This window comes from Micromonospora sp. CA-111912, assembly GCF_050948415.1.
Taxonomy (GTDB): Bacteria; Actinomycetota; Actinomycetes; order Mycobacteriales; family Micromonosporaceae; genus Micromonospora.
The window spans coordinates 4,454,325-4,478,512 of sequence record NZ_CP192007.1; the positions used below are offsets into that span (position 1 = coordinate 4,454,325).

Sequence of the window (24,188 nt, forward strand, 5' to 3'; positions counted from 1 at the left end):
GGGAACGATGAAGGAAGAAATGTACTCCGTCGAACAGGTGGCCGAGCTGCTCGGGCTGCACGTGCGCACGGTCCGCGGCTACATCCGCTCGGGCCGGCTCGCAGCGGTGCGGATCGGCAAGCAGTACCGGATCGCCCGCGCCGATCTCGACGCGCTCACCGGGCGGTCCCAGCCGCTGCCGACCCGGGCCGGTGGCGCGTCGGTGGAGGTGTCCAGCATCGTGCAGATCGACGGCGTCGACCGGACGGCGGCCGACCGGCTGGGCACGCTCGTCCTGGCCGGCGCGAACACCGGTCACGACCCCGCGCGCCCGCTGCGTATCCAGACCGTCCACGACGAGGAACGAGGCCGAATGAAGATCGTGATCCTGGGCGACGCCGCCAGCACCGCCGACCTGCTGCGCCTGCTCGACGCGGTGCTCGACGGCGACAACGGCCTGTTCGCCGGGAAGGTCGACCATGCCTGACGAGGTACGGGAACTGGCCGGGGTGGCCGTGCTGGTCTGCGACCCGGCCGGCCCGCCGGTGGCGACCGTGCAGGACGCGCTGGACCTGATCGGCGCGGCCTTCCTCGGCGCCGAGGTGGTGGCCGTGCCGGCGAGCCGGCTGGACGAGGACTTCTTCACCCTGGGCACCCAATTCGCGGGCGAGGTCATGCAGAAGTTCGTCAACTACCGGCTACGCCTGGCTGTCATCGGCGACATCTCGCGGCACCTGGCGGCCAGTTCGGCCCTGCGCGCCCTGGTCCACGAGTCGAACCGGGCCGAGCACGTGTGGTTCCTCCCCGACCTGGACGCCCTCGAAGCCCGTCTGACCACCCCAGCCTGAACCCCCACCCCACCTGATCACGCTCTAACACGGAATGAGTGGCCTCCTACGCGCCGGGAGGCCACTCATTCCGTGTTAGAGCACGATGTTGGGAGGGCGGGCGGGGCGCGGGCGGGCTCGGGCGGCGTCCGCGCCGAGGGTCAGCGCCCGCTCGCGGGCCACCACGAGGGGTTCCACCGCGATGACCGGGGCGGCCCCGACCAGCCGCAGCAACTGCACCGGCTCGATCGCCTCCGGGCGGGGTCACCCAGGACGGATCGGAGGAAGCGCCGCGGGCGTACCGGATGGGGTTGCTGCGGCGGCCGGGCGTGCACGGGCGGTAGCATCCGCTCGGACCCCGGCCGAAGTGAGGAAACCGCGTGGGCGTGCGATTCGAGGAACTGGCCTGGCGGGAGACCCCGATCGGCGAGATCAGCCTGCGCCGGCGGCACGACGCCGCGCTGGACCGCGAGGTGTACGAGGTCAAGCTGGACGACGAGTTCCTGATGTCCAGCCTCTTCCCGGTGGCGGAGATCGAGCTGGCCCGGTTGGGGCTCGCGCCGCTTGCCGGCACGGCCCTCGACGTCGTGGTCGGCGGCCTGGGCCTCGGCTACACGGCCCGCACCGCCCTGGAGGACCCCCGGGTCCGCTCCCTGGTGGTGGTGGAGGCGATCGAGGACGTCATCGACTGGCACCGGCGGGGCCTGCTGCCGTTCGCGTCGGGGCTGGCCGACGACCCGCGCACCCGGTTCGTCCGGGCGGACTTCTTCGCGGCGGTGACCGACGGGGCCGGCTTCGACCCGGACGAGACCGGCCGGCGGTTCCACGCCATCCTGCTGGACGTGGACCACTCCCCCCGGCACGTGCTGCACCCGAGTCACGCCCCGTTCTACACGGCCGACGGCCTGCGCCGCCTCGCCGACCTGTTGCACCCGGACGGGGTCTTCGCGCTGTGGTCCAACGACCCGCCGGACACCGACTTCCAGCGGGTGCTCACCGGGGTGTTCCCGACCTCGCTGGCCCACGTCGTCCGCTTTCCCAACCCGTTGCAGGGCCGGGAGTCCGCCAACACCGTCTACGTCGCCCGCCGGTAGCCGACCCGCGCCCGCCCGCCTGGGCAGGCATGGCGCCGGCGGGACCGGGAAAGGCCGTCCTACGCGACCGTAGGTTACCGGGGCGTAGGGTTAGCTGGCGGCCGGTCGACGACGTCACCCGCCGGCCGCCCGACGCCCGAGGAGAGCCGAGTGGAACCCACCGCCGACCGGCCCTGGCTGCGCAGCTACGCCCCTGGCGTGCCGGCCACCGTCGCCGAGCCCCCGGGCTCGCTGGTCGACCTGCTCGGGGATGCCGCCCGGCGGTTCGGTCCCCGGGTCGCGCTGGACTTCTACGGCGCCACCACCACGTACGCGGACCTGGCCGACCAGGTGTCCCGCGCGGCGGAGGCGCTGCGCCGGCTCGGCGTCGCCCGGGGCGACCGGGTGGCGCTGGTGCTGCCGAACTGCCCCCAGCACGTGGTCGCCTTCTACGCGGCGCTGCGGCTGGGCGCGGTGGTGGTCGAGCACAACCCGCTCTACACCGCCCAGGAGCTGGACCAGCAGCTCACCGACCACGGCGCCCGGGTGGCGGTGGTGTGGGACAAGGTCGCCCCACTGGTGCGGGGCCGGGGCGCGGTGCAGACCGTGGTGGCGGTGGACCTCACCGGCGCGCTGCCCCGGCTCAAGCGGTGGGCGCTGCGGCTGCCGCTGCCCAGCGCCCGCGCGACCCGGGCGGCGATGACCGGCCCGGCCCCGGGCGCGACGCGCTGGGCCGACCTGCTCGCCGCCGCCGGGCCGCTGCCGGCCGACCATCCCGCGCCCGGCCCGGACGACACCGCGCTGCTGCAGTACACCGGCGGCACCACCGGCACCCCGAAGGGCGCGGTCCTGACCCACCGCAACCTGCGGGCCAACGCCGCGCAGGGCCGCGCGTGGGTGCCGGGCCTGCGCGACGGCGCGGAGACGGTGTACGCGGTGCTGCCGCTGTTCCACGCGTACGGGCTCACGCTCTGCCTGACCTTCTCGGTGAGCATCGGGGCGACCCTGGTGCTCTTCCCGCGCTTCGACCTCGACCAGGTCCTCGACGCGGCCCGCCGCCGCCCGCCGACGTTCCTGCCCGCCGTCCCGCCGATCTACGAGCGGCTGGCCACCGCCGCCCGGGAGCGCGGCGTCGACCTCACCTCCGTCCGGTACGCCCTCTCCGGCGCGATGGCCCTGCCGCCGGCCACCGTGCAGCTGTGGGAGTCGGTGACCGGCGGCCTGCTGGTGGAGGGGTACGGCATGACCGAGTCCTCGCCGGTCACCCTGGGCAACCCGGTCTCCCCCGCCCGCCGGCCCGGCACCGTGGGGGTGCCCTTCCCCTCCACCGACGCACGCGTCGTCGACCCCGACGACCCGTCCCGGGACCGGGCCCCGGGCGAGTCCGGAGAGCTGCTGGTCCGCGGCCCGCAGGTCTTCACCGGCTACTGGCGACGCCCGGAGGAGACCGCGAAGGTGCTGCTGCCCGACGGCTGGCTGCGCACCGGCGACATCGTGACGATGGACGCGGACGGCTTCGTCACGGTGGTCGACCGGATCAAGGAACTGATCATCACCGGCGGCTTCAACGTCTACCCGTCCGAGGTGGAGGACGCGCTGCGCCGGCTGCCCGGCGTACGCGACGCCGCCGCGGTGGGCCTGCCGGGCGAGCACGGCGGCGAGGAGGTCGTCGCGGCGGTGGTCCCGCACCCCGACGCCGACCTCGACGAGGCCGCGCTGCGGGCCGGCTGCCGGGAGCACCTGGCCGGCTACAAGGTCCCCCGCCGGGTGGTGATCGTCGAGGACCTGCCCCGCTCGCAGATCGGCAAGGTCCTGCGCCGGGAGGTCCGCGACCGGCTGCTCGCCGGACACTGACCGGCACGGCCTGTTCGTACCGCGACGTGATACCTGGGGAGTGGGCGGGTCGGTCACGCCGACCGCCCACCGGGCTGGTCACGGCCCCGCGTCGTCGAGTCCCGGGGCCACCTGGGCCGGCAGAGTGCCGATCACCACGGTGCAGTACAGCTCCTCGGAGGTGACCACGCGCGGCCGCAGACCGTGGTCGGACACCGCCGCCGCCGTCAGCGTCGCCTGCTGCTCGCCGGTCTCGATGAGCAGGTGACCGCCCGGGGCCAGCCACCGGGATGCATCCTCGGCCACCCGGCGGTGCACGCCGACGCCGTCCGGGCCGCCTTCAAGGGCGACCAGCGGCTCGTGGTCCCGCGCCTCCGGCGGCAGCATCGCGATCTCGTCGGTGGGCACGTACGGCGCGTTGACGAGAAGCACGTCCACCCGGCCGCGCAGCTCGCCCGGGAGCGCGTCGTACAGGTCACCGGCGAAGGTTCGCCCACCGAGCGGCTCCAGGTTGCGGCGGGCGCAGCGCACTGCGGCCGGCTCGATGTCGGCCGCGTACAGCTCGACGCCGGGCACCCGGGCCGCGATCGCCGCGCCGATCGCGCCGGTGCCGCAGCACAGGTCGACCACGACGGCACCGGGCCGGGTGAGCGCCACCGCCTGCTCGACGAGGTACGCGGTTCGCTGTCGGGGCACGAAGACACCGGGCTCGACCGCGACGCGCAGCCCGCAGAACTCCGCCCAGCCGAGGATGACCTCCAGCGGCTCGCCCGCCACCCGGCGGGACGTCATGGCTACCAGCTCGTCCGGCGTGCGCGCCGCTGAGAGGAGCAGCCGCGCCTCGTCCTCGGCGAAGACGCAGCCGACCGCGCGCAGCCGGCCGACCGTGGCGGTCATGGGGTCCGTGGCCGGGGAGGTCATCGCGGGCCCCCCGCCGCGCCTGCCGCGAGGTCGGCGAGGCTGACCAGACAGATTTCCATGAACCTACCTAAGACTTGGCAAATGCCGACAGCGCCTACATATCCTGTCATCCTGCCGCCGCCCGCCCCGGCACCGCACCGTTCGCGACGTCAACGTCTCACACCGTCATGGGCCCCGAAACGGATACGCCGCCGCAGAGAAATCGAGGCCCGTGACGGGTCGTGCCAGGACGGTAGATCGCGTAACGTCGAACCGACCTCGGCAAGATCACCGCGCCGACCGGCGTTCCACGGGAAGGAAGCGGCTTGAAGGTATCCCCTGTTCACCCTCCGCCTGAGCCTGTCGCCGGCCCCAGCACAGCCAGCCTCGGCTCGGCAGCCCCGGATCGGATCCGTTGAGGGCCCGTTCCGGGGGGAGCGGGCGACGTCGCGTCTCCCCTCCCACATCGGCACACCCGACGTAGCACGCCGGTCGGCGCGCTTCCGCACCACAGTGGCGCGATGATGTCCGGCCTGACGCTGTCGAGGCTCACGCCGGCTGCGGCGATCCACACTGGTCCTTCCGTCCCCCACGTCGAGCGACCGTCCCGGGCAGCTCCATCGAGCTGGCAGACGAGTCGCCGGTCCACCATGCCGAGAGGGCAGGCAAACATGGTCATCGAGCAGCCTGGACAAACCTTTATTCCTGTCGAGAGCCTCAATGCTCGCACTCTCGGGCACGGCACCCGGGCAGCCGCGATCGGCCGGCCGCTGGTCGTCTTCCTGGCGCACCTGCACAGCACGACCGGAAAAAACCTGCGCGTGACGGTTCCGCTCGGGATGACCTACGTGCACTCCTATCTGAAGGCGCGGTTCGGCGACGCGATCCAGATCAAGCAACTCGCCACGACGCAGCAGGTCAACGAAGCGCTGAACGAACAGGTGCCCGACGTCTTCGCGTTCGGCAACTACTCGTGGAACACCGCGCTGACCAACGCGGTGATCGGTGTCGTGAAGCAGCGACACCCCAAGGTCGTCGTCGCGGTGGCCGGGCCGAACATCCCCACCGAGAAGCCCATCGCGCAGGCCGGCCTGCGCAGGAACCAGGCCGCCGATTTCTACATCTCCCGCGAGGGCGAGCACCCGCTCGCCAACCTCGTCGAGACGTGCCTGGGCCTGGCTGACCCCAGCGACGTCAAGGGGACGGTGGTGGACGGGTGCTACTCGCTCACGCAGGAGGGGCTGATCCTCCAGGGTGACCCGCTGGACCGGGTGGGCGTCCTGGAGGAGATCCCGTCGCCCTACCTGACCGGCCTGTGTGACGACTTCCTGGCGAATCCCGAGTTCATCCCGTTGCTCCAGACGTCACGCGGTTGCCCGTACCGGTGCACGTTCTGCGTGGCGGGTCACGACTGGTGGTCCAAGCTGCGGGCGTTCAGCGTGGAGCGCGTCAAGGAGGAGATCGACTACATCCAGGCTCGAACGTCGAATCCCCTGCTGCGCATCGCCGACGAGAACTTCGGGATCCTCCCCCGCGACGTCGAGATCGCCGAACACATCCGGAAGGTGAAGGACACGTTCTCCTACCCCTCCGTGGTGCAGGTCTACACCGACAAGCACCTGACCAAGAACGTCAAGCAGGTGACCCTGCTCATGCGGGATCTCATCCCGCTCAACATCAGCTTCCAGTCGCTGGACAAGCAGGTCCTGAAGAACATCAAGCGGGTCAACGTCAAGGACACCGCGATCGAGGAGGCTGCTGCCTTCGCCCGGGAGCACAGCCTGGTGCTCTCCACCGAGCTGATCTTCGGATTGCCCGGTGAGACGATCGATTCCTTCACGAACTCCCTGGACAAGGTTCTCGACCACCGCTTCGACAACGTCGTCATCTACGCGCTCAACATCCTCGACCAGGCCGAGATGGCCTTCGCGGAGTACCGCGAGAAGTTCGGTCTGAAGACCCGATTCGCCCTGTCCGAGAACGGATACTCCGAGTACGACTCCGTGCAGACCTTCGAGATGGACGAGCTCGTGGTCGCGACCTCGACGATCCCGGAGCAGGAGTACCTCCGGTTCTTCAAGTTCATCTTCTTCTTCAACTTCGCGCTGTTCTACGGCTGGCTGCGGGAGTTGGTCTTCTTCTTCGAGACCAACGGCGTCCGGGCGACCTCCGTGATCCGCTCCATGCTGGCGGATCCCGAGCAGTGCCCGACCCTGGCCGAGTTCGCCAGTCGGTTCCTCACCGGCCACCGGGCGATGATGCGCGACACCCGCGAGGAGGTCGCCGAGCTCATCCGCGAGCTGGCCGAGAGTCAACCCGAGCAGGTCACCGACAACCAGTTCGGGGCGATGCGTTACCAGTACGCGGTCTTCAGCGACCTGTTCACCGAGGGCCGGTTCGCCCAGGTCGTCCACGAGTTCGCGCAGAGCGGCCTCCGGCTCCACCACGAACTGACCGGTGAGGCGCCGTCAGACTCGTTCCGGGAGCAGCTGGACGTGATCACCCAGTTGCAGATCCAGTCGTTCATCCCGCTGCACGAGCCCGTGCCCGAGATCGTGGTCCTGGAGTCCGGCTACGACCTGGTCGGATGGAAAGACTCCAACTTCAGGCAGCCGCTCGCCGACTTCGCCCTCGCCGAACCGGCGAAGTTCTCCCTGCGGATCGAGGGCTACCAGCACCACGAACGGCTCTGGGACGCACGGGGCAACGACGACATCCGACGCATCTATCTGCGCAGCTTCGCCAGCACCAACGCGAACCGGCGGCGGCACCTCGAACTCTGTGAGGAGCCCCCGCCGGCCTGATCGGGGCGGGCGGCGTCGGCGCACGACGGTCCCGACGCCGCCCGCTGGCCCCGAGCGGGAGACGGATGACCGTCGACACCGGATCTGGACGCCGGACATTGGATGAGCCGATACGGCACGACCACGGGCGTGGGGGAACACATGGATGACATCGACCTGGACGGCTTCACCCACTCCCACGTTCCACTCATGTACGACCGGGACGGGCTGCACTGCTTCTGGGTGCCCCGGGCGCTCGCCGCGTCCCGGTGGGGCCGGGAGCGGCACGACGCCTTCTACGTCCATTTCCAGCTCTGGGTCCACTACAACCACCGGTGGGATCGCTACGACGTCGGTGATCGCTGGCGGGGCGCCGACAGCGCGACGGGCTGGGACACCGGGCTGGGCGCCGAGGTGGACGCGGTGCAGGACCGCATCTTCCGCACCCACCTGGGACTGCGTCTCGACACGTTCAGCTCCGGGGGCGAGAACGTGGTGGAGACACTCGCCGGGCTCCTGCGCGACGGCCGCGTCCCGCTGCTCCCCCTGGACATGGGTGAGCTGCCGTCGTGCCGCGCCTACTACGACGGCCACCACTCGGGGCACGTCACCGTGGTGACCGGCTACCGCAAGCAGCGCGAGATGTTCACCGTGCTGGACGGGCTGCATCTCGAGTCGCTGACGAACGCCAGGCTGTTCCACGTCGACTCGACGGGCGGGCAGGCACCGCTCGACCCCTGGGAGACCCCGTTGCGGTTCGCGGTGCCGTTCGAACCGACGGTCACCCTCCGGCAGGTCCTCGGGGACATCTGCACGACGGCCTACGTGCCGAGCGAACACCTCGCCCGCGCCCACGCGGCCTGGGCGGCCCACGGCGTTCCCTACCTGGTCGGGCAGGTCCTGACCGTCTCGGCCGGGCCGACGCCGACGACTGCCGCCGAGGTGGTCCGCGGCGCCGCGAGCGAGCTCGCGGACGTGGCCGACGCGGTTCTCGCCGGCGAGGAGCCGGTACGGGCCAAGGCCGAGTTCCTGGCCGGGGTCGCGCCGGAGTCGTCGTGGCGTCAGTTCGGGTACGTGGACAGCCAACACATCCTGGGCGCCGCGGCGCGGCTGGTCCTGTACCGGGCTGGGGCGAGCCCCGCCGACGCGGCGGCCTGCCAGCTCGCGGCGGGAGCCGCGGCGGGCCGGTGGCGCGCGCTCGTGGAGCGGGCGCTCGCCGACGGCGGGAAGCTGGATGACGCGCTCGCGCAGACCTACGACGACGCCCTGGCCGCCGAGCGGGCCTGGGCGACGACGGTCCGGCGGGCGATGGGGCGCGGTTAGCCGGGCCCTGATCCGAGAGATGGAGAAATGGTGAACAAGATCGAAATTCCGGAGCTGACGCTGTGCCTCATCGTCAAGGATGAGGCCGCGTTCCTCCCGAGGTGTCTCGCGGAGGCCGGGCCCGTCTGCGGCGACGTCGTCATCGTGGACACGGGTTCGACCGACGGCTCCCAGGACATCGCGCGTTCCCACACCGACACGTTCATCCAGACGACCATGGACGGCGGCTACTCGGCCGCGCGGAACCTGGCCCTGGAGCAGGTGAAGACGCCCTGGGTGTTGTTCCTCGACGTGGACGAGGAGTTTCCCGCCACCGAGTGGCCACGGGTCGCCGCCCTCATCGAGCAGGCACCCGACGACCATCTCGCCTACACCGTCCTTCGGTTCAATCTCACCGCCGTGGGCGCGATCTGGGTCGACCGCCCGGTGCGGCTCTTCCGCAGCCACCCGGACATCCGGTACCGCCGGCTCGTCGGCGAATCGGTGGAGGAGGCGGTGCAGGACATGGGGGGCGTCATCGCGTCCTCGGGTCTGGTCCTCAACCATCCCGGCAACGTCCGGCCGGTCGCGGACCGCACCGCCAAGCTGCGGCGCTACCTCGACCTCACCGAGAAGCAGATCGCCGACTACCCCGACCTCGGCCTGTGGCCCGCCTACGCGGGTTTCCTGCACCGCGCCCTCGGCAACTTCGAGCAGGCGGTCGAGTGGAGTTCCAAAGCCGTCGAGTCGGACCCGTCGGCACCTCGGGTGTGGGCCTACCACGGCCACGTGCTCCGTGCGGCGGATCGTCCGCACGACGCCCTCGCGGCGTTCCAGACCGCGGCCAAGCTGGCCCCGGAGGACTCCATCTTCCTCAACATGGTCGGCGTCATGCACCTCATGCTCAACGAGCTGGAGGAGGCCGAAGCGGCCTTCACGGGGGCGCTCGGGCTGGAACCCGACCTGTTGCACGCCGAGATCAACCGTGGGCTGATCCGCCAGGCCCGGGAGGAGTACGAGGCCGCGGCCGAGATCCTGCGCGGGGTCGCTCACCGCAACTCCGGTCTTCTCCTGCAGGACTGGCGCGGGCGCGTCGAGATCGACCACTTCACGTATCTCTTCAACGAGACGGTTCCGCACTTCGCCGGCCTCGCCTATCACCTCGCCTACTGCGAGTTCATGGCGGCGTCCTCCCGCACCGAGGTCCGCTACCCGGTGGACGGGAGATTCGCCCGCACGAGGTAGGGCGTCGGCCGGGTGGCCGTCGATCTGACGCCGCCCACCGTCGGCGGCCGGGGCGACCCGGCCGCCGACGCGCGGCCACCGTCACCGGTAGGCGCTCGCCTGGACGGTGAACAGGTCGGCGTAGAGGCCGTTCGCGCTCATCAGCGCGTCGTGGCTGCCCATCTCCCACAGCCGTCCGTCATGGAGGACGGCGATCTGATCCGCCGCCCGGACGGTGGAGAAACGGTGCGACACGAAGAGAGTGATCACTCCGCGCTCTCCGCGCACGTCCGCGGCGGTGTTCACGAGTCGTTCGAACAGCGCGTGTTCCGCCAGGGCGTCCAGGGCCGCCGCCGGCTCGTCGAGTGCCACGAGCAGCGGGTCGCGGCGCATCAGGGTACGGGCGAGCCCCAACGTCTGCCACTGCCCGCCGGACAACTCCGTCCCGTCCCCGTAGCTGTGCCCGAGCAGACCGTCCAGGCCACCGGGAACCCTCCGCACGATGCCCCGCGCACCGGCCCGGTCGAGCGCCGTCATGATCTCCTGGTCGGCGTCGACGGCCGCCGGCCGGCCCAGCCCGACGTTCTCCCGAAGCAACAGTTCGAAGCGCGCGAAGTCCTGGAACAGCGTGGCGACCCGGGACCGCCAGTGTTCGGGGGTCAACTCCCGCAGGTCGATTCCGTCGACGGTGATCCGGCCCGAGGTCGGCTGGCAGAGGCCACAGATCATCCTCACCAGGGTGCTCTTGCCCGCACCGTTCTCGCCCACCAGCGCCAACGTGCTGCCGGCCGGGATCTCCATCGAGACGTCCCGGATCACTGGCGCGTCGGCGCCCGGATATGCGAAGGAGACCTGTTCCAGCCGGATCCCCCGACGCAGCCGGGCGGGCGTCCGCGACACCACCTTCTGGCCGGCCGGCTCCTGCGACGGATCCGACATCGGCGGCGACGCGACAACAGGACGGACCGGGCCGATCGCGGGGGCACGCCCCGGACCGGCCGTCAACTGCCGCAACACGTCGATGCGCTCGACGGTACGACCCATCTGCTGCAACGTCCCGAGCATCCCCAGCAGACCGGCCACCTGCACACTGACCTGAACTGCGAGGGTGAGCACCAGGACGACCTGCCCGATGTTCGCCTCGCCGCGCACCGCGCTGCGGACGACGAGGAAGATCGCCGTACCGTACGCAGCCGCGAACAGCACCTGCCCGCCGGCACGCAACAGGGCGCTGCGCCAGTGCGCCCGCCACAGCCGGCGGGTCGTCGTGGCCCAGGCAGCGCGCTGCCGCGAGATCACCGCGTCCCGGGCACCCGCGAGCCGGATCTCCTTCGCGGAGCTTCCGGTCGTAGCCACCTTCACCAGGTGCCGGGACACCTGGATGTCGACGGCGGCGGCCTCCTGGGCGTCGTCGATGATCCGCTGCGCGCGGTTGCTGAGCAGCACCGGCGGCAGGGCGGCGAGCGGCAGCATGACGAGCCACGGGTCGACGCTGACCAGCAGCACGGCGGTGAGACCGATCTGCAGCACGACTCCGCCCAACTGCAGCGTCGACTCGAGCGCGTTCCGCACCCGGATCAGGTTCTCGTTCACCAGGGTCAGGGCCTCGACGAACCTCGGATTGTCGAAGTGGTCGATGCCGGCGCTGCCGTGGACGATCGAGGCGACCTCGTCGGTGATGGCCAGTTGCTCCAGGTCTCCCAATTCGAAGTAGGAAAGGTGCGCGAAGTGCATCATGGTCAGCTCGAAGACCAGCAGCATGGCTACGGCCAGGGCCAGCAGCACGGCCACCGTGCCGTCCCGACCGATCGCCGCGTTGGTGAAAGCCGCGAGGACGACACCGATCAACGGCGTCGCGAGATAGCCCACGGTCATCAGGACAATCGCGGTGAACAGCCTGCGGCGGTCGGTTCGGTAGCCGAGGCGCAGGAGGAAACCGGCCGCGCGGGCGATCTTTCTCATCCCACTGCCGTCGGTTCGGCCGGGTCCATCCGGAATTTCTTCGCCTGCAACTCGAACAGCTCGGCGTACCGCCCGTCGTGCCGAATCAGTTCGTCGTGGCTGCCGCGTTCGACGACCCGGCCGTGCTCGATCACCACGATCTGATCCGCGTGTCGGACCGTGGAGAAACGGTGGGAGATCAGGACGCTCGTGATCCCCTTCGCGGTGGCCAGGAACCGGTCGTGGAACTCCACCTCCGCCCGGACGTCGAGCTGCGCGGTCGGCTCGTCGAGCACCAGCACCGAGGCGCCGCCCTGCACGGCCAGCAGCGCCCGGGCAAGGGCGATCCGCTGCCACTGGCCGCCCGACAGGTCCGTGCCACCGGGATAGCGCGAGGACAGCGGCGTCCGGAGCGGATCCGGCGCTCCGCGCAACGCGTCCAGGGCACCGGCCCGTTCGGCCGCAGCCGTGATCGCCTCGTCGTCCGCGAGCAGCCGCGGCGCACCGAGACCGATGTTCTCCGCCACCGTCAGCTCGTAGCGGACGTAGTCCTGGAAAGTCATCGCGAGTTGGCGACGCCATTCATCCGGGTCGAAGCGGGCCAGCTCAGCCCCGTCCACGGTGATCCGCCCGCTCGTCGGCTCGTAGAGGCGGGCGAGCAGCTTCACCAGGGTGGTCTTGCCTGCGCCGTTCAGGCCGACGATGGCGGTGGAACGGCCGACCGGGAGCGTGAGGTCCAGGCCGTCGAGAATGGTGGGACCGTCCGCGGAGTACCGGAAGCTCACGTTGTCGAAACGGATCTCCCGGCTCGGCCGCACCGGCATCGTCGTCGCCCGCGCACCGACCGGCCGGGCGGCGCCCGCTTGTTGCTCGAAACGCTCCAGGGCGTGGAACGAGTGCAGCCCGAACTGCGTCTGCACATCGCATTCCGGGAAGTAGACGCCGAAGCGCATGGGGATCAGGATCCCCTGTAGGGCGACGGCGAGTTCGAAGAGGCCGACCTGCCCCCGGCCGGCCGCCACGGCCAGCATCGTGATGGCGACCGCTCCGCCGACGAAGCCGACCGCGGAGAACCCGACGAACGGCCAGAACTGCAGGCGTCGGCTACCGGCCCACATCGGCCGGAGATTGGCCATGGTGTCGGAGCGCAGCCGCTCACGCAGCCAGCCGAGCAGCCCGAACACGCGGATCTCCTTGGCGGCGGTCGCACCGGTCGCCAGGCCAGCGATGTACCCGGCCCTGCGTCGATGACCGGCCAGGGACTCCGACACCGCCGCGAACCGCCCGAGCGTGCCGCGCACTCCCACCCGGATGACCAGTGCGGTGAGCATCAGGATCAACCCCGCGAGCGGACTCAACACCACACCGACGAGGACCACGGCAGCTGTCAGCTGGCAGTAACGGGACACCAACGCGGGGATCGCGCCGACGGCGTCGCCGGGGGTGTACGCCTGCCGCTCGAACGCCGCCCGCGCGTCGGCGAGCAGGTCCAGCGCCTCGGGGTTCTCCAGCAGGGCGATCGGTGCGTCGTCCAGCGCCGCGTCGAGCAGCCGCCCGATACACACCTCGTCGACCCGGCGCGCGATGACCTCGGTGACCGCGGACTGGAACGGCGTCAGCAGCTGTTGCAGGGTGAACGCGCCCAGGGCCACCGCGAAGACGACCACGATGCCGTCCCACGAGAGCCCCGTGGGCTCCGCGGCGAGGGCCGGCACGCGAGAGAGCAGCAGGCTGGTGGAGACGATGAACGCCGACGGCAGCAGGCCGAGCGTGACGTTCAGCGCGAGGGCGCCGAGGGCCAGTCCGCGCCCCGCGTGCGGCAACAGGCGGAGCATCTGGAGCCAGCGGATGGACCGATCCCTGATGGCGAGCGCCAGAGGTGCCACCGAACCTCCCATGTCACCCACGGTGACGCGCCGCCGGGAGGTCGCGGCCGGGGCGGGACGTCCGTCGCGCCGTTTCCAGGCCCCACTGCGCCGCCGCGTCCACGACAGGTGCGAGTTGTTCACTCACCACGGGAAGGGCCTGGCCGTCCACGAAGTTGCGCAGTCCACCCGGCACCAGCGTGGCCAGCGCGGCGGCCGCGACCGGTTCCTTGGTCCGCCCGCCGTCGGCGGGGGCACCGCACTCGCCTGCCAGGAGCCCCACGGCCACCGCCGCCGTGACAAGGGCCTGCGTCAGGTGGGCCGACACCCCGCCGTCGCCCGGGCGCTGCGGGCATCCGTCGGCGATCAGCCGCCGCACGTCGTCGTCCCCGAGGCCGTAGGCCCGCAACAGGTCGATGGCCGGCACCTGCCGCCAGTCCTCGCTGGCCGGCCGATCGCGGAACCGGCAGATGGCATCCCCGGTGAACCAGGAGAAGAACGGCACGAGAGCGATCCGGTCGAGGACGGTCTCGCCCGGCGTCACCGGGTCGGCCCGCCAGCACGCGGCCTTGCGCAGGCCGTGCCAGCCGTTGCCGGCGATGCTCGCCTCGTCGCCGTGCTGGACGAGATTCGACACCGACACGACCATGGGCACGCCCATCGACCGCAGGAAGCCCAGGAGCACCTCGTCGTCCGGTTCGTCGCCGGCGGTGGCCCGTGCGGCGTACCGGTCGAACTCGCGGGCGACGTCGGCCGGCAGGATGAGCGCCTGGGCCGGCATGTACCCGTCGACGACCTCGACCCAGTCGGCGCCGACGAGCGCGGCGACCCGCAGGGCGTACGAGGTGAACGACCCCCACTCGGTGAACAGACCGAGGGCGTGCCCCGGCAGCGCGCGCGTCCCGGCGAGCGCGTGCCGCACGAAGTCCGGCACCAGGACGGAGTCGTCCTGGACGACGAGGTGGTGCGTCGCGCCCGGCGCGACCCGCGACCACGCCATGCGCGAGGTGCGCAGCGTGCCGCCGGGCCGGCCTGGCTCCGGGTCGGTCGCCACGCCCGCGTCGAAGTCCGCGAGCGCCACGGCGAGACGCTCCGCGGCCGTCTGCCGGGCGGGATGCGCCATGACGCAGGCCGAGAGCCGAACCGGCGGGTCGAACCGACGTTCGGCGGCCGAGGTGGGCCGGGCACGCGGCGACACATCGTGGGCGGTCATGGAGATCACTGTATCCAGCGTTGATCACCTGGGAACCGGCCACCACGGCATGCTTGACGACGGAAGAACCGGCCGGGCAGGATTCACCGCTGTGTCCAGTGAGAGCTCAGACGGCGGGCTGATGGAGTGGACGTGGGCGGTCGCCACGGATCCGTCGGAGGCGCACGCCCTGCTGTGTGCCAGTGACGGACACCAGGCGGCCCGGTACGGGATGACCGCTCCCGTCCGCAACCTCGACACCACCGAACGCCGGGTGCGGGCGGGTTCGGTGCACCTGTTGCGGCACGGCACCGAGGCGGCGGCATCGTTCACGCTGTCCCAGGAGCCCCCGCACGGCCTGGACCTCTCCGTCTACCCGCCCGCCACCAGCCCGGTCTACCTGCAACGGCTGGCCGTCGCGCCGGCGTACGAGGGATCGATCGTCGGTGTCCGGTGCCTGCGCCGGGCCGTCGAGCTCGCTCAGGAGCAGGGTGCGGACGTGCTGCGCTGCGAAGCCAACCCCGACCTGCTGGCGACGCGGCGGATGCTCGACACGCTCGGATTCACCCAGCACGGGCCGACCCTGACGGAGGGCGGCGTGCGCCGGGTCCAGCTGCAGAAACCCGTCGCCAGCTAGCCCGCGGCGGCGGCGGGCTGCGAACGACGACGAATCAGCGACGTGACCCGACGGGGTCCGCCGGGTACGGACAGCCCACGGCTGTCGTCCGAAGGGAACGGGACTCTGTAGTGGACGAGTTGAGGAAGACCATCACCGAGCTGGTGCGGCCGTACGTCCAAGCTGCCGACGCGCGCGCCCTGGACGATCCCGACGCGGAGCTGGCCGCGCTCGGCGTCGACTCCCTCGCCGTCGTCGAGCTGATCGTCCTGCTCGAGAGGAAGTTCTCGGTCACGTTCGCGTCCGACATGCTCGACTGGTCCACTTTCCGTACCGTCACGTCCATCGCGGACACGGTCGAGGCCCTGCGCGGACCCACCCGCGCCGACGGGCCCGATCCGAGCGGCCTCGACCGCCCCCACTCCCCGAATAGGTTCGCCTAGACATGCGCACAGCCCAGGCCACGGATCACGAGCTCGCCCACAGCTACCTCGGCCGCCCCTTCGGGCCGCCTTGGGAGTACGGCGGCACCATCGTGGCGACTCTCCTGCGCCAGGTCGCCACGCTCGGCGACGCCGCCTTCCTGACGACCGCCACGGCGGACGGCGAGACGACGACGCTCTCCTACCGCGACGTGGACCGCCTGAGCCGGCGGGTGGGCGCCTGGCTGCGCCGGGAGGCGCGGGTGGGAGCAGGCGACGTCGTGGCGCTCGCGCCGGTCAACGACGCGCGGTCAGTCATCGGCATCCTCGGGGCCCTCCGCGCGGGCTGCGCGGTGCTGCTGCTCAGCCCCGCCGATCCGGTCGCCCGGCTGCGCCCGCAGGTCGAGTCCGCCGGGGCGAAGGTGGTCCTGCACCCCCCGGCGGTCTCCCTCGACCCGGCGTTGGCACCGATGGTCATTCCGGACCCCGACACCCTGGCGGACCCGCCGGGTGGCGAGTCGGACGCGCCGGTGGAACCGGGCGCCGACGCGTTCCTCATCGGCACCTCCGGATCGACGGCCGCCTCCAAGCTCGTGGCGCAGTCGCACTACAACGTCGTGGCGAACGCCGCCGCGCTGCGCACCCATCACCGGATCAGGCCGGGCGAGCGGATCCTGGGGTGCCTTCCGATCCACCATGTGAACGGACTCCACTTCACCGTGCTGGGCCCGCTCGCGGCGGGTGCCCACGTGCTGCTCGCGCACGCGTTCGACCCGTTCGGCTACCCCCGGCTGCTCGAACGGTTCCGGCCGCGGATCGCGAGCGTGGTGCCGAGCCTTCTCGAAGCCCTCACCCACACGTGGCGGTCGCCGCGGTTGCCGGGCGACTTCGGATACTTCGTCTCGGCCGCCGCGCCGCTGACCGCCCAGACCGCGCAGGAGGTGTCGCGGCGCCTCGGGGTGCGGGTCCTGCAGGGCTACGGGCTGACGGAAACCACCAACTTCTCCACCACGGTGCCCACGGACGTCTCGCCGGACACCTACCGCCGGCTGGTCCTGGAGGCGGACATCCCGTCCATCGGGGCAGCGATGCCCGGCAACGAGGTCGCCGTGCTGCTGGAGGACGGCAGGGTGGCCGAGCCGGGCCAGGTCGGCGAGCTCTGCATGCGTGGCCACAACGTGATGAGCCGGTATGCGGGTAACGCCGCCGCCACCGCCGAGGCTTTCCGGCACGGCTGGTTCCATTCGCAGGACATGGGCTTCGCGGTGCGCGACCCGGACGACGACCGGCCCTACTTCGTCATCACGGGACGCAGCAAGAACATCGCCAAGGTACGTGGCGAGACGGTGTCCCTCGAGGAGATGGAGCGGGCGCTACGGGCACTGCCGGGCGTTCGCGACGCGGCGTGCGTCTGCCTGCCGCACCGGTTCCTGGGTGACGAGATCGTGGCAGCGGTGGTGTTCGCCCCCGGCGAGCGGCCGGATGTCGGCACCGCGCTGCGCGCCTCGTTCGCCACCACCGTCGTGCCGCGACGGGTCCTGTCGCTCGATGCCATTCCCCGGACCGCCACAGGGAAGATCCTCCGGCCGAGGCTGGCCGAACAGGTCGCGGCACACCTCGACGCACCGCTGCCGTAACAATGTCGGACAGGACCGCCGCCCCGACGCCCGCCGCAGTGGCACCGCAGGGCCCCTGGGACCGGTGCCGCCATCGCCGCGGCGACGAGCGATGGATCGACGACGCCTGGCGGCGAGCTCGTGTCCTGGTCATCGACGTTTCCGGGGGCGGCGACGTCCTGTTCCGGGACTCCGACCGGCCTGACACCGACGGCGCGTCCGCCACGCTGCCGCTGATGGACTCCGCCGAGGCACCGCCGGGAGAACGGCTGTTCCTCGGCACCATCGGCGGCACACCCGTCTTCGCCGTCGTCGCGCCCCTGCCGGCCGTCCCGGGTACGGGCACGGGAAACCTGCGCGGGATCGGGCACCGGCTCTCCGAGACGGAGGCGGCGCTGCTCACCGCGGCGACCGCCCTCCGGAACTGGCACGCCGCCGCTGGGTACTCCCCCGCCACCGGGGCGGTGACCAGGCCCGTCATGGGCGGCTGGGCCAGGGCCGACGACAGCGGCACCCTGGTCCGGCCGCGGGTCGACCCCGCGGTTCTCGTGCTGGTGCACGACGGCGGGTCCGGGCCCGACGGGCGCTGCCTGCTGGCGCACCGGGCGCCGGGCACGATGGTGGCGGGAACCCGGCAGTTCTCCAGCGTCGCCGGATTCGTCGAGCCCGGGGAGTCGCCGGAGCAGGCGGCGGCCCGGGAGGTCGCCGAGGAGATCGGTGTCACGCTCACCGGCCTCCGGTACGCGGGCAGCCAGGCCTGGCCGTATCCCGGCTGCCTGATGCTGGGCTTCCGCGCCCTGGCGGATCCCCGGGAACCGATCCGGACCGACCCGACCGAGATCGCCGCCGCCGGCTGGTTCACCCGTCGGCAGATCGCCGAGGCCCTCGCCGGCGCCCCGGTGGAGACCGTCGCCGGCGGACTCCTCGCCCTGCCCCCACGGGCGTCGCTGGCCTGGTCACTGCTCGCCGACTGGGCAGGAGGCCCGGCTGGCTGGTCGGCTGGTCGTTCGGCACCGACCTGGCGGCGCCCGGCGGCGGACGAAGGGCAGGGGTGACGGCGGGGCACCGGACCGACGCCACCGGTCGCCCCCTGGCCACCGGCCTCGGGGCCGCTCCGACGGTCTGGCGCGTGGGTTACGATATTGCCGCGAGGCGCAGATGGGGACGAGTACCGCCGCACGCAGCCAGGAGCGACCCGGGGATGGTGGAAGCCCGGGGGTGTTGCATGGCGGGAAGATCACCCCGGAGCCGTCGGAGGAAAGGCCGCGAGGCCGAGTAGAACCGACCGCACCCGAAGAGAGAGGGCCGCACGCGGCCAAGGAGGGTGGTACCGCGGGGCCGCAGGCCTCGTCCCTCCGCCGGAGCTTCACCCCATGCATCCGTCGGAGGAACCATGTACCGCAGCGTCCCGACTCAGGTCGATCTGCCCGATCTCGAACACGAGGTCCTGCACTTCTGGCACGCCAACAGCGTCTTCGCGCGCAGCCTCGAACAGTCCAGCAGCCGCCCGGAGTGGGTGTTCTACGAGGGGCCGCCCACGGCCAACGGCATGCCGGGAGCCCACCACATCGAGGCCCGGGTCTTCAAGGACGTCTTCCCGCGCTACAAGACCATGAAGGGCTTCCACGTCGCCCGCAAGGCGGGCTGGGACTGCCACGGCCTGCCCGTCGAGCTGGCCGTCGAGAAGGAACTGGGCTTCTCCGGCAAGCAGGACATCGAGAAGTTCGGCGTCGCGGAGTTCAACGCCCGCTGCCGCGAGTCGGTGACCCGGCACACCGACGCGTTCGCCCGCCTCACCGAGCGCATGGGCTACTGGGTGGACATGGACGACGCCTACCGGACGATGGACCCGGAGTACATCGAGTCCGTCTGGTGGTCGTTGAAGCAGATCTTCGACAAGGGCCTGCTGGTCGAGGACTTCCGGGTCGCGCCGTGGTGCCCCCGGGACGAGACCGGCCTGTCCGACCACGAGCTCGCCCAGGGGTACGAGACGGTCGTCGACCCGTCGGTGTACGTCCGCTTCCCGCTCACCTCGGGGCCGCTGGCCGGGCGGGCGTCGCTGCTGGTCTGGACCACCACGCCATGGACCCTGGTGTCGAACGTCGCGGTGGCCGTGCACCCCGACGTGACGTACGTGGTGGCGACCGACGGCAACGAGCAGCTGGTGGTCGCCGAGCCCCTGATGGCCCAGGTGCTCGGCGACGGCTGGGACCTCACCGGCGAGTCGTTCAAGGGCCAGGAGCTCGAACGGTGGGGCTACCGCGCGCCGTTCGACCTGGTCGACATCCCCGACGCGCACATCGTGATCCTCGCGTCGTACGTGACGACGGACAGCGGCTCGGGCCTGGTCCACCAGGCGCCGGCCTTCGGCGCGGACGACCTGGCGAACTGCCGGTCGTACGGTCTGCCGATGGTGAACCCGGTGCAGCCCAACGGCCGGTTCGAGCCGCAACTACCCCTCGTCGGCGGCGTCTTCTTCAAGGAGGCGGACCGCCCGCTCATCGACGACCTGGCCGCCCGGGGGTTGCTCTTCCGCCACGTCCCGTACGAGCACAGCTACCCGCACTGCTGGCGCTGCCACACCGCGCTGATCTACTACGCCCAGCCCTCCTGGTACGTCCGGACGACCGCGGTGCGCGAGGCCCTGCTGCGCGAGAACGACCGCACCACCTGGCACCCCGCCACGGTGAAGTACGGCCGGTACGGCGACTGGCTCAACAACAACGTCGACTGGGCGCTGTCGCGGCGGCGCTACTGGGGCACCCCGCTGCCGATCTGGCGTTGCGAGAACGAGCACCTGACCTGCGTCGGGTCGCTGGCCGAGCTCAGTGAGCTGACCGGGACCGACGTGACCGGGCTCGACCCGCACCGGCCGTTCATCGACGACGTCACGTTCACCTGCCACTGCGGGGCGACCGCCCGGCGGGTTCCCGAGGTGATCGACGCCTGGTACGACTCGGGTTCCATGCCGTTCGCGCAGTTCGGCTATCCGTACCAGAACGTCGAGCTGTTCGAGAAGCGGTACCCGGCGCAGTTCATCTCCGAGGCCATCGACCAGACCCGGGGGTGGTTCTACACCCTGATGGCGATCGGCACGCTGGTGTTCGACCGGTCGCCGTACGAGAACGTGGTCTGCCTCGGCCACATCCTGGCCGAGGACGGCCGGAAGATGTCCAAGCACCTGGGCAACATCCTCGAACCGATCCCCCTGATGGACCAGCACGGCGCGGACGCGGTGCGCTGGTTCATGGCCGCCGTCGGCTCGCCCTGGTCGGCGCGACGGGTCGGGCACACCGCGCTCCAGGAGGTGGTCCGCAAGATCCTGCTGACCTACTGGAACACGGTGGCCTTCCAGGCGCTGTACGGGCGGACCGCCGGCTGGTCCCCGTCCGACGCCGACCCGGCCCCCGCGGACCGGCCGGTCCTGGACCGGTGGCTGCTCTCCGAGCTGAACACGCTGGTCCAGCAGGTGGACGCCGCGATGGACACGTTCGACACCCACCAAGCGGGCCGGCTGCTGGCCGCGTTCGTCGACGACCTCTCCAACTGGTACGTCCGGCGCAGCCGGCGGCGTTTCTGGCGGGGCGACCCGGCGGCGCTCGCCACCCTGCACGAGGTGCTCTGCACCGTCACGCTGCTCATGGCGCCGATCACGCCGTTCATCACCGAGCGGGTGTGGCAGGACATGGTCGTGCCGGTCACCCCGGACGCGCCGCCGTCGGTGCACCTGGCCCCGTACCCGGTCGCGGACGAGTCCCTGATCGACCCGGCCCTGTCCCGGCAGTCGGCGCTCGCGCGCCGGCTGGTCGAGCTGGGCCGCGCCGCCCGTGCCGACTCCGGGATGAAGGTCCGGCAGCCGCTGTCCCGGGCGCTGGCCTCGGCACAGGGCTTCGAGGAGCTGTCCGCGGAGCTGCTGGCGGAGATCACCGCCGAGCTGAACATCGGGTCGGTGACCGCCGTGGGCGGGGCCGGCGAATCGCTGGTGGACACCACCGCGAAGGCCAACTTCCGCACCCTCGGCAGGCGGTTCGGGAAGACCGTGCAGCAGGTGGCCGCGGCGATCGCGGCGGCCGACGCAACCGCCCTCAAGGATTCCCTGCGGGAGTCCGGCTCCGCGACGGTCGTGGTGGGCGACGAGCCCGTCACCCTCGGCCCGGACGAGGTGATCATCGTCGAGACGCCGCGCGAGGGCTGGGCGGTCGCCAGCGATGCCGGTGCCACCCTGGCGCTGGACCTGCACCTGACGCCCGAGCTACGGCGGGCCGGGGTGGCCCGCGACGCGATCCGGCAGATCCAGGAGGCACGCAAGGCCAGCGGCCTCGACGTGACCGACCGGATCGTGCTGCGGTACCGGGCGACCCGGGAGGAGACGGCCCTGGCCCTCGCCGAGCACCGCGACCTGGTCGCGGATGAGGTGCTGGCCGCCGACTGCGCCGACGGGGAACCGTCGTGGGCCGACCCCGAGCCGTTCGCCGACGAGTCGCTCGGCCTGACGTTCTGGCTCCGCAAGGCCTGACGTCGTCGCGCCCCGGCCCACCCACGTGGGTGGGCCGGGGCGCGACGGGCCGGGTCAACCGACGGAGAACTCGTGCACCGTACGGTGCCGGTAGGTCTGCCCGGGGTCGAGCCGGACCGACGGCACGTCCGGAAGGTTCGGCGCGTCCGGCCACGCGCCGGCCTCCAGGGCCAGCCCCGCGCGGGGCGCGAACAAACCGTCGCCGCTGTACACACCGAGCCCCGGCTGGTCGGTGACCACCCGCATCCGGCGACCGCTGCGCTCGTCGTGCAGCTCGGCGGCCCACCGTGGTTCGTCGAGGACGAAGAAGTTGTCCAGCCGGGCGGCCCCGATGCGGCGCGGGGCGCGGAAGTCCAGGCGGGTCCCGGCCAGCGGGAACAGCGGACCGGTCAGCGGGAACAGCTCCTCGTCGAACGGGACGATCCGCTCGGCGTTGAGCGCGAGCAGGTGGGTGTCCACCGTCCCCGCACCGGCCAGATTCCAGAACGCGTGGTTGGTGAGGCCGACGAGCGTCGGGGCGGTGGTCGACGCCCGGTACTCGAAGGTGAGCCGGCCCGCGGCGTGCAGGCGGTACGCCACCTCGGCGGTCAACTCCCCAGGGTATCCCTGGTCCCCGTCCGGGCTGACCAGCGTCAGGACCGCCGCCACCTGGTCCGGGCCCTCCTCGACGCGGGCCTGCCACACCCGGCGGTCGAAACCGTTCGTGCCGCCGTGCAGGTGGTGGCGGCCGGCGTTGCGGTCCAGCGCGTACCGGGTGCCGTCGAGGACGAAGGTCCCGTCCCGGACGCCACGGCAGTACCGCCCGACGGTGGACCCGACATAGGCGTTGAGCGCCCGGTCCTCGTACGCGGCCAGGTCCGGCAGCCGGCACACGACGTTGCTCCGGTCGCCGGCCCGGTCGGGCACCACCACCTCGACGAGGGTCGCGCCGTACGTCCAGACCGTCACGTCGATGTCGCCCGCCGAGAGCGTGATCTCGTCGACGGCGCGTCCGGCGTCGGGGCCGTCGGGGCCGGTCACGCCGACCTGCCGCTGTCGCACGCGCGTCGCGTCGGGCCGCGTCATCTTCTCAGACCTCCCGCGTCGACGCGTACTCACGTAGCGCCGGGGCCACCCGCGTGATCATCAGTTCCACGGTCTGCCAGTCGATCGGCGGCTTGACCGCCAGGAGGAAGTCCCGGACGCCGAGGTCGACATACGGCCTGAGGTCCGCCACGCACTGCTCGGGCGTGCCGAAGCTGAGGTACTCGGCGCGCACCTCGTCCGGCGCTCCGCGCAACAGCTCCGCCGATCGCGCGTCGACGCCGGACGCCCGCTCGACCAGCACCGCCCGGAACGTGACCGATCGACGGATGCTGGCCTCGTCGCGCCCCACGTCCACGCAGTGCCCACGCAGGGCGGCGAGCTGGCGACCGTAGTCCTCGGTGGTGGTCGCGAGGGTGTTCCAGATGTCGGCATGCCGGGCCGCTGTCCGCAGCGTCCGCCGCACCCCGCTCCCGCCCACCACGAGCGGCACGTGGGCCTGCCGGGGCTTTGGCGCGAGCCGGGCCCGGTCCAGCTGGAAGTGCCGCCCCTCGAACGTCGTCTCGGGCTCCGTCCAGAGCCGCCGGAGGATCTCGCAGGTCTCCTCGAGCCGGTCCAGCCGCTCCCCGGCGGCGGGGAACGGGATGCCGTACTGCTCGTAGGCCAGATCCGGTCCGCCCGCGCCGAGGCCCACCTCGAGCCGCCCGTCGCAGACGTGGTCGATGGTGGCCAGGGCGGCGGCGGTGACGGCGGGATGACGCCACATCGCGCCGGTGACCAGCATGGCGCAGCGGATCCGCTCGGTCTGCGCGGCGAGAGCGGCCAGCAGCGTCATGCCCTCGAAGCAGGACTGGTCGGGGCCGTACAGGTGCGGCCGCAGATGGTCGATCAGCGAGATCCAGTCGTAGCCCAGTTGCTCCGCCCGCCGCCAGAGATCACGGCAGATCTCGTAGCTGCCGTGCAACTGCCCGGAGTGGATCCCGAACCGGAGGGCGTCGCCGTACAGCCTCGTCGGGGGCAGGGTGTGCGCGTGGCCGTCGCGGGCCGGGCTGACAGCGTCCATGGCGACGACCCTA

19 protein-coding genes are annotated in these 24,188 nt (G+C 71.7%); 12 read left to right on the plus strand and 7 right to left on the minus strand.

All coding sequences use genetic code 11. The annotated features are described in order from the left end of the window. Positions 1 to 7: 7 nt before the first annotated feature. Both ACQPZO_RS18580 and ACQPZO_RS18585 read left to right on the plus strand, forming a co-directional pair. A complete protein-coding gene (locus ACQPZO_RS18580; protein ID WP_433342638.1) occupies positions 8 to 466 on the plus strand; it encodes a helix-turn-helix domain-containing protein in 459 nt (152 codons plus the stop codon). Next, on the plus strand, positions 459 to 827 hold the full coding sequence (locus ACQPZO_RS18585; protein WP_433342640.1) for a DUF4180 domain-containing protein: 369 nt from the start codon (positions 459 to 461) through the stop codon (positions 825 to 827). The genes ACQPZO_RS18580 and ACQPZO_RS18585 overlap by 8 nt, the downstream gene beginning before the upstream one ends. 75 nt (positions 828 to 902) lie before the next feature. Here ACQPZO_RS18585 and ACQPZO_RS18590 read toward each other — a convergent pair whose 3' ends face one another. Further along, the gene (locus tag ACQPZO_RS18590) at positions 903 to 1,046 is read right to left on the minus strand and encodes a hypothetical protein (RefSeq protein ID WP_433342642.1); all 144 of its coding nucleotides are present in this window, start codon (positions 1,044 to 1,046) and stop codon (positions 903 to 905) included. Between the two features lie 140 nt (positions 1,047 to 1,186). On the opposite strand from ACQPZO_RS18590, the gene ACQPZO_RS18595 reads away from it, so the two are divergent. Then, positions 1,187 to 1,900 (plus strand): spermidine synthase, encoded by a 714-nt coding sequence (locus ACQPZO_RS18595; RefSeq protein WP_433342643.1) that lies wholly within the window; start codon positions 1,187 to 1,189, stop codon positions 1,898 to 1,900. 150 nt (positions 1,901 to 2,050) lie between these two features. Then, a complete protein-coding gene (locus ACQPZO_RS18600) occupies positions 2,051 to 3,733 on the plus strand; it encodes a long-chain-fatty-acid--CoA ligase (RefSeq protein ID WP_433342645.1) in 1,683 nt (560 codons plus the stop codon). A gap of 78 nt (positions 3,734 to 3,811) precedes the next feature. Here ACQPZO_RS18600 and ACQPZO_RS18605 read toward each other — a convergent pair whose 3' ends face one another. Beyond that, positions 3,812 to 4,633, minus strand: a complete 822-nt coding sequence (locus ACQPZO_RS18605; RefSeq protein ID WP_433342647.1) for a putative protein N(5)-glutamine methyltransferase — start codon at positions 4,631 to 4,633, stop codon at positions 3,812 to 3,814. A gap of 650 nt (positions 4,634 to 5,283) precedes the next feature. On the opposite strand from ACQPZO_RS18605, the gene ACQPZO_RS18610 reads away from it, so the two are divergent. The 3 genes from ACQPZO_RS18610 (at position 5,284) to ACQPZO_RS18620 (ending at position 9,942) form a co-directional block, all read left to right on the plus strand. Continuing rightward, positions 5,284 to 7,416, plus strand: coding sequence for a B12-binding domain-containing radical SAM protein (locus tag ACQPZO_RS18610; RefSeq protein WP_433342649.1), 2,133 nt, complete (start codon positions 5,284 to 5,286; stop codon positions 7,414 to 7,416). A gap of 141 nt (positions 7,417 to 7,557) precedes the next feature. Next, positions 7,558 to 8,718: a BtrH N-terminal domain-containing protein gene (locus ACQPZO_RS18615; protein ID WP_433342651.1), complete on the plus strand. Its 1,161-nt coding sequence runs from the start codon at positions 7,558 to 7,560 to the stop codon at positions 8,716 to 8,718. A gap of 30 nt (positions 8,719 to 8,748) precedes the next feature. Further along, on the plus strand, positions 8,749 to 9,942 hold the full coding sequence (locus ACQPZO_RS18620; RefSeq protein WP_433342653.1) for a glycosyltransferase: 1,194 nt from the start codon (positions 8,749 to 8,751) through the stop codon (positions 9,940 to 9,942). An 81-nt stretch (positions 9,943 to 10,023) separates the two neighbouring features. On the opposite strand, the gene ACQPZO_RS18625 is transcribed toward ACQPZO_RS18620, so the two are convergent. Genes ACQPZO_RS18625 through ACQPZO_RS18635 form a run of 3 tightly spaced genes read right to left on the minus strand, consistent with a single transcriptional unit; the run spans position 10,024 to position 14,940 of the window. Then, positions 10,024 to 11,883, minus strand: coding sequence for an ABC transporter ATP-binding protein (locus ACQPZO_RS18625; RefSeq protein ID WP_433342654.1), 1,860 nt, complete (start codon positions 11,881 to 11,883; stop codon positions 10,024 to 10,026). After that, entirely contained in the window at positions 11,880 to 13,748 is a 1,869-nt protein-coding gene (locus tag ACQPZO_RS18630) for an ABC transporter ATP-binding protein (protein WP_433342656.1), read from the minus strand. The genes ACQPZO_RS18625 and ACQPZO_RS18630 overlap by 4 nt, the downstream gene beginning before the upstream one ends. Positions 13,749 to 13,761: 13 nt before the next feature. Next, positions 13,762 to 14,940, minus strand: coding sequence for a hypothetical protein (locus tag ACQPZO_RS18635; protein WP_433342658.1), 1,179 nt, complete (start codon positions 14,938 to 14,940; stop codon positions 13,762 to 13,764). Between the two features lie 91 nt (positions 14,941 to 15,031). Here ACQPZO_RS18635 and ACQPZO_RS18640 point away from each other — a divergent pair, with 91 nt between their 5' ends. From ACQPZO_RS18640 to ileS, 5 genes are all read left to right on the plus strand, one after another. Then, positions 15,032 to 15,556 carry a GNAT family N-acetyltransferase gene (locus tag ACQPZO_RS18640; protein ID WP_433342659.1) on the plus strand — a complete coding sequence of 175 codons (525 nt, stop codon included), beginning with the start codon at positions 15,032 to 15,034 and terminating at the stop codon, positions 15,554 to 15,556. Between the two features lie 110 nt (positions 15,557 to 15,666). After that, on the plus strand, positions 15,667 to 15,978 hold the full coding sequence (locus tag ACQPZO_RS18645; RefSeq protein WP_433342661.1) for a phosphopantetheine-binding protein: 312 nt from the start codon (positions 15,667 to 15,669) through the stop codon (positions 15,976 to 15,978). Positions 15,979 to 15,980: 2 nt separating this feature from the next. Then, positions 15,981 to 17,594: a class I adenylate-forming enzyme family protein gene (locus tag ACQPZO_RS18650; protein ID WP_433342663.1), complete on the plus strand. Its 1,614-nt coding sequence runs from the start codon at positions 15,981 to 15,983 to the stop codon at positions 17,592 to 17,594. 2 nt (positions 17,595 to 17,596) lie between these two features. Next, on the plus strand, positions 17,597 to 18,628 hold the full coding sequence (nudC, locus tag ACQPZO_RS18655; RefSeq protein WP_433342665.1) for an NAD(+) diphosphatase: 1,032 nt from the start codon (positions 17,597 to 17,599) through the stop codon (positions 18,626 to 18,628). A 338-nt stretch (positions 18,629 to 18,966) separates the two neighbouring features. Continuing rightward, positions 18,967 to 22,089 (plus strand): isoleucine--tRNA ligase, encoded by a 3,123-nt coding sequence (ileS, locus tag ACQPZO_RS18660; protein ID WP_433342667.1) that lies wholly within the window; start codon positions 18,967 to 18,969, stop codon positions 22,087 to 22,089. 54 nt (positions 22,090 to 22,143) lie between these two features. Here ileS and ACQPZO_RS18665 read toward each other — a convergent pair whose 3' ends face one another. Both ACQPZO_RS18665 and ACQPZO_RS18670 read right to left on the minus strand, forming a co-directional pair. Beyond that, complete coding sequence (locus tag ACQPZO_RS18665) at positions 22,144 to 23,154, minus strand: aldose epimerase family protein (protein ID WP_433342669.1); 1,011 nt, start codon at positions 23,152 to 23,154, stop codon at positions 22,144 to 22,146. A 4-nt stretch (positions 23,155 to 23,158) separates the two neighbouring features. Then, positions 23,159 to 24,175: an LLM class flavin-dependent oxidoreductase gene (locus tag ACQPZO_RS18670; RefSeq protein ID WP_433342671.1), complete on the minus strand. Its 1,017-nt coding sequence runs from the start codon at positions 24,173 to 24,175 to the stop codon at positions 23,159 to 23,161. Between the last annotated feature and the right edge of the window lie 13 nt (positions 24,176 to 24,188).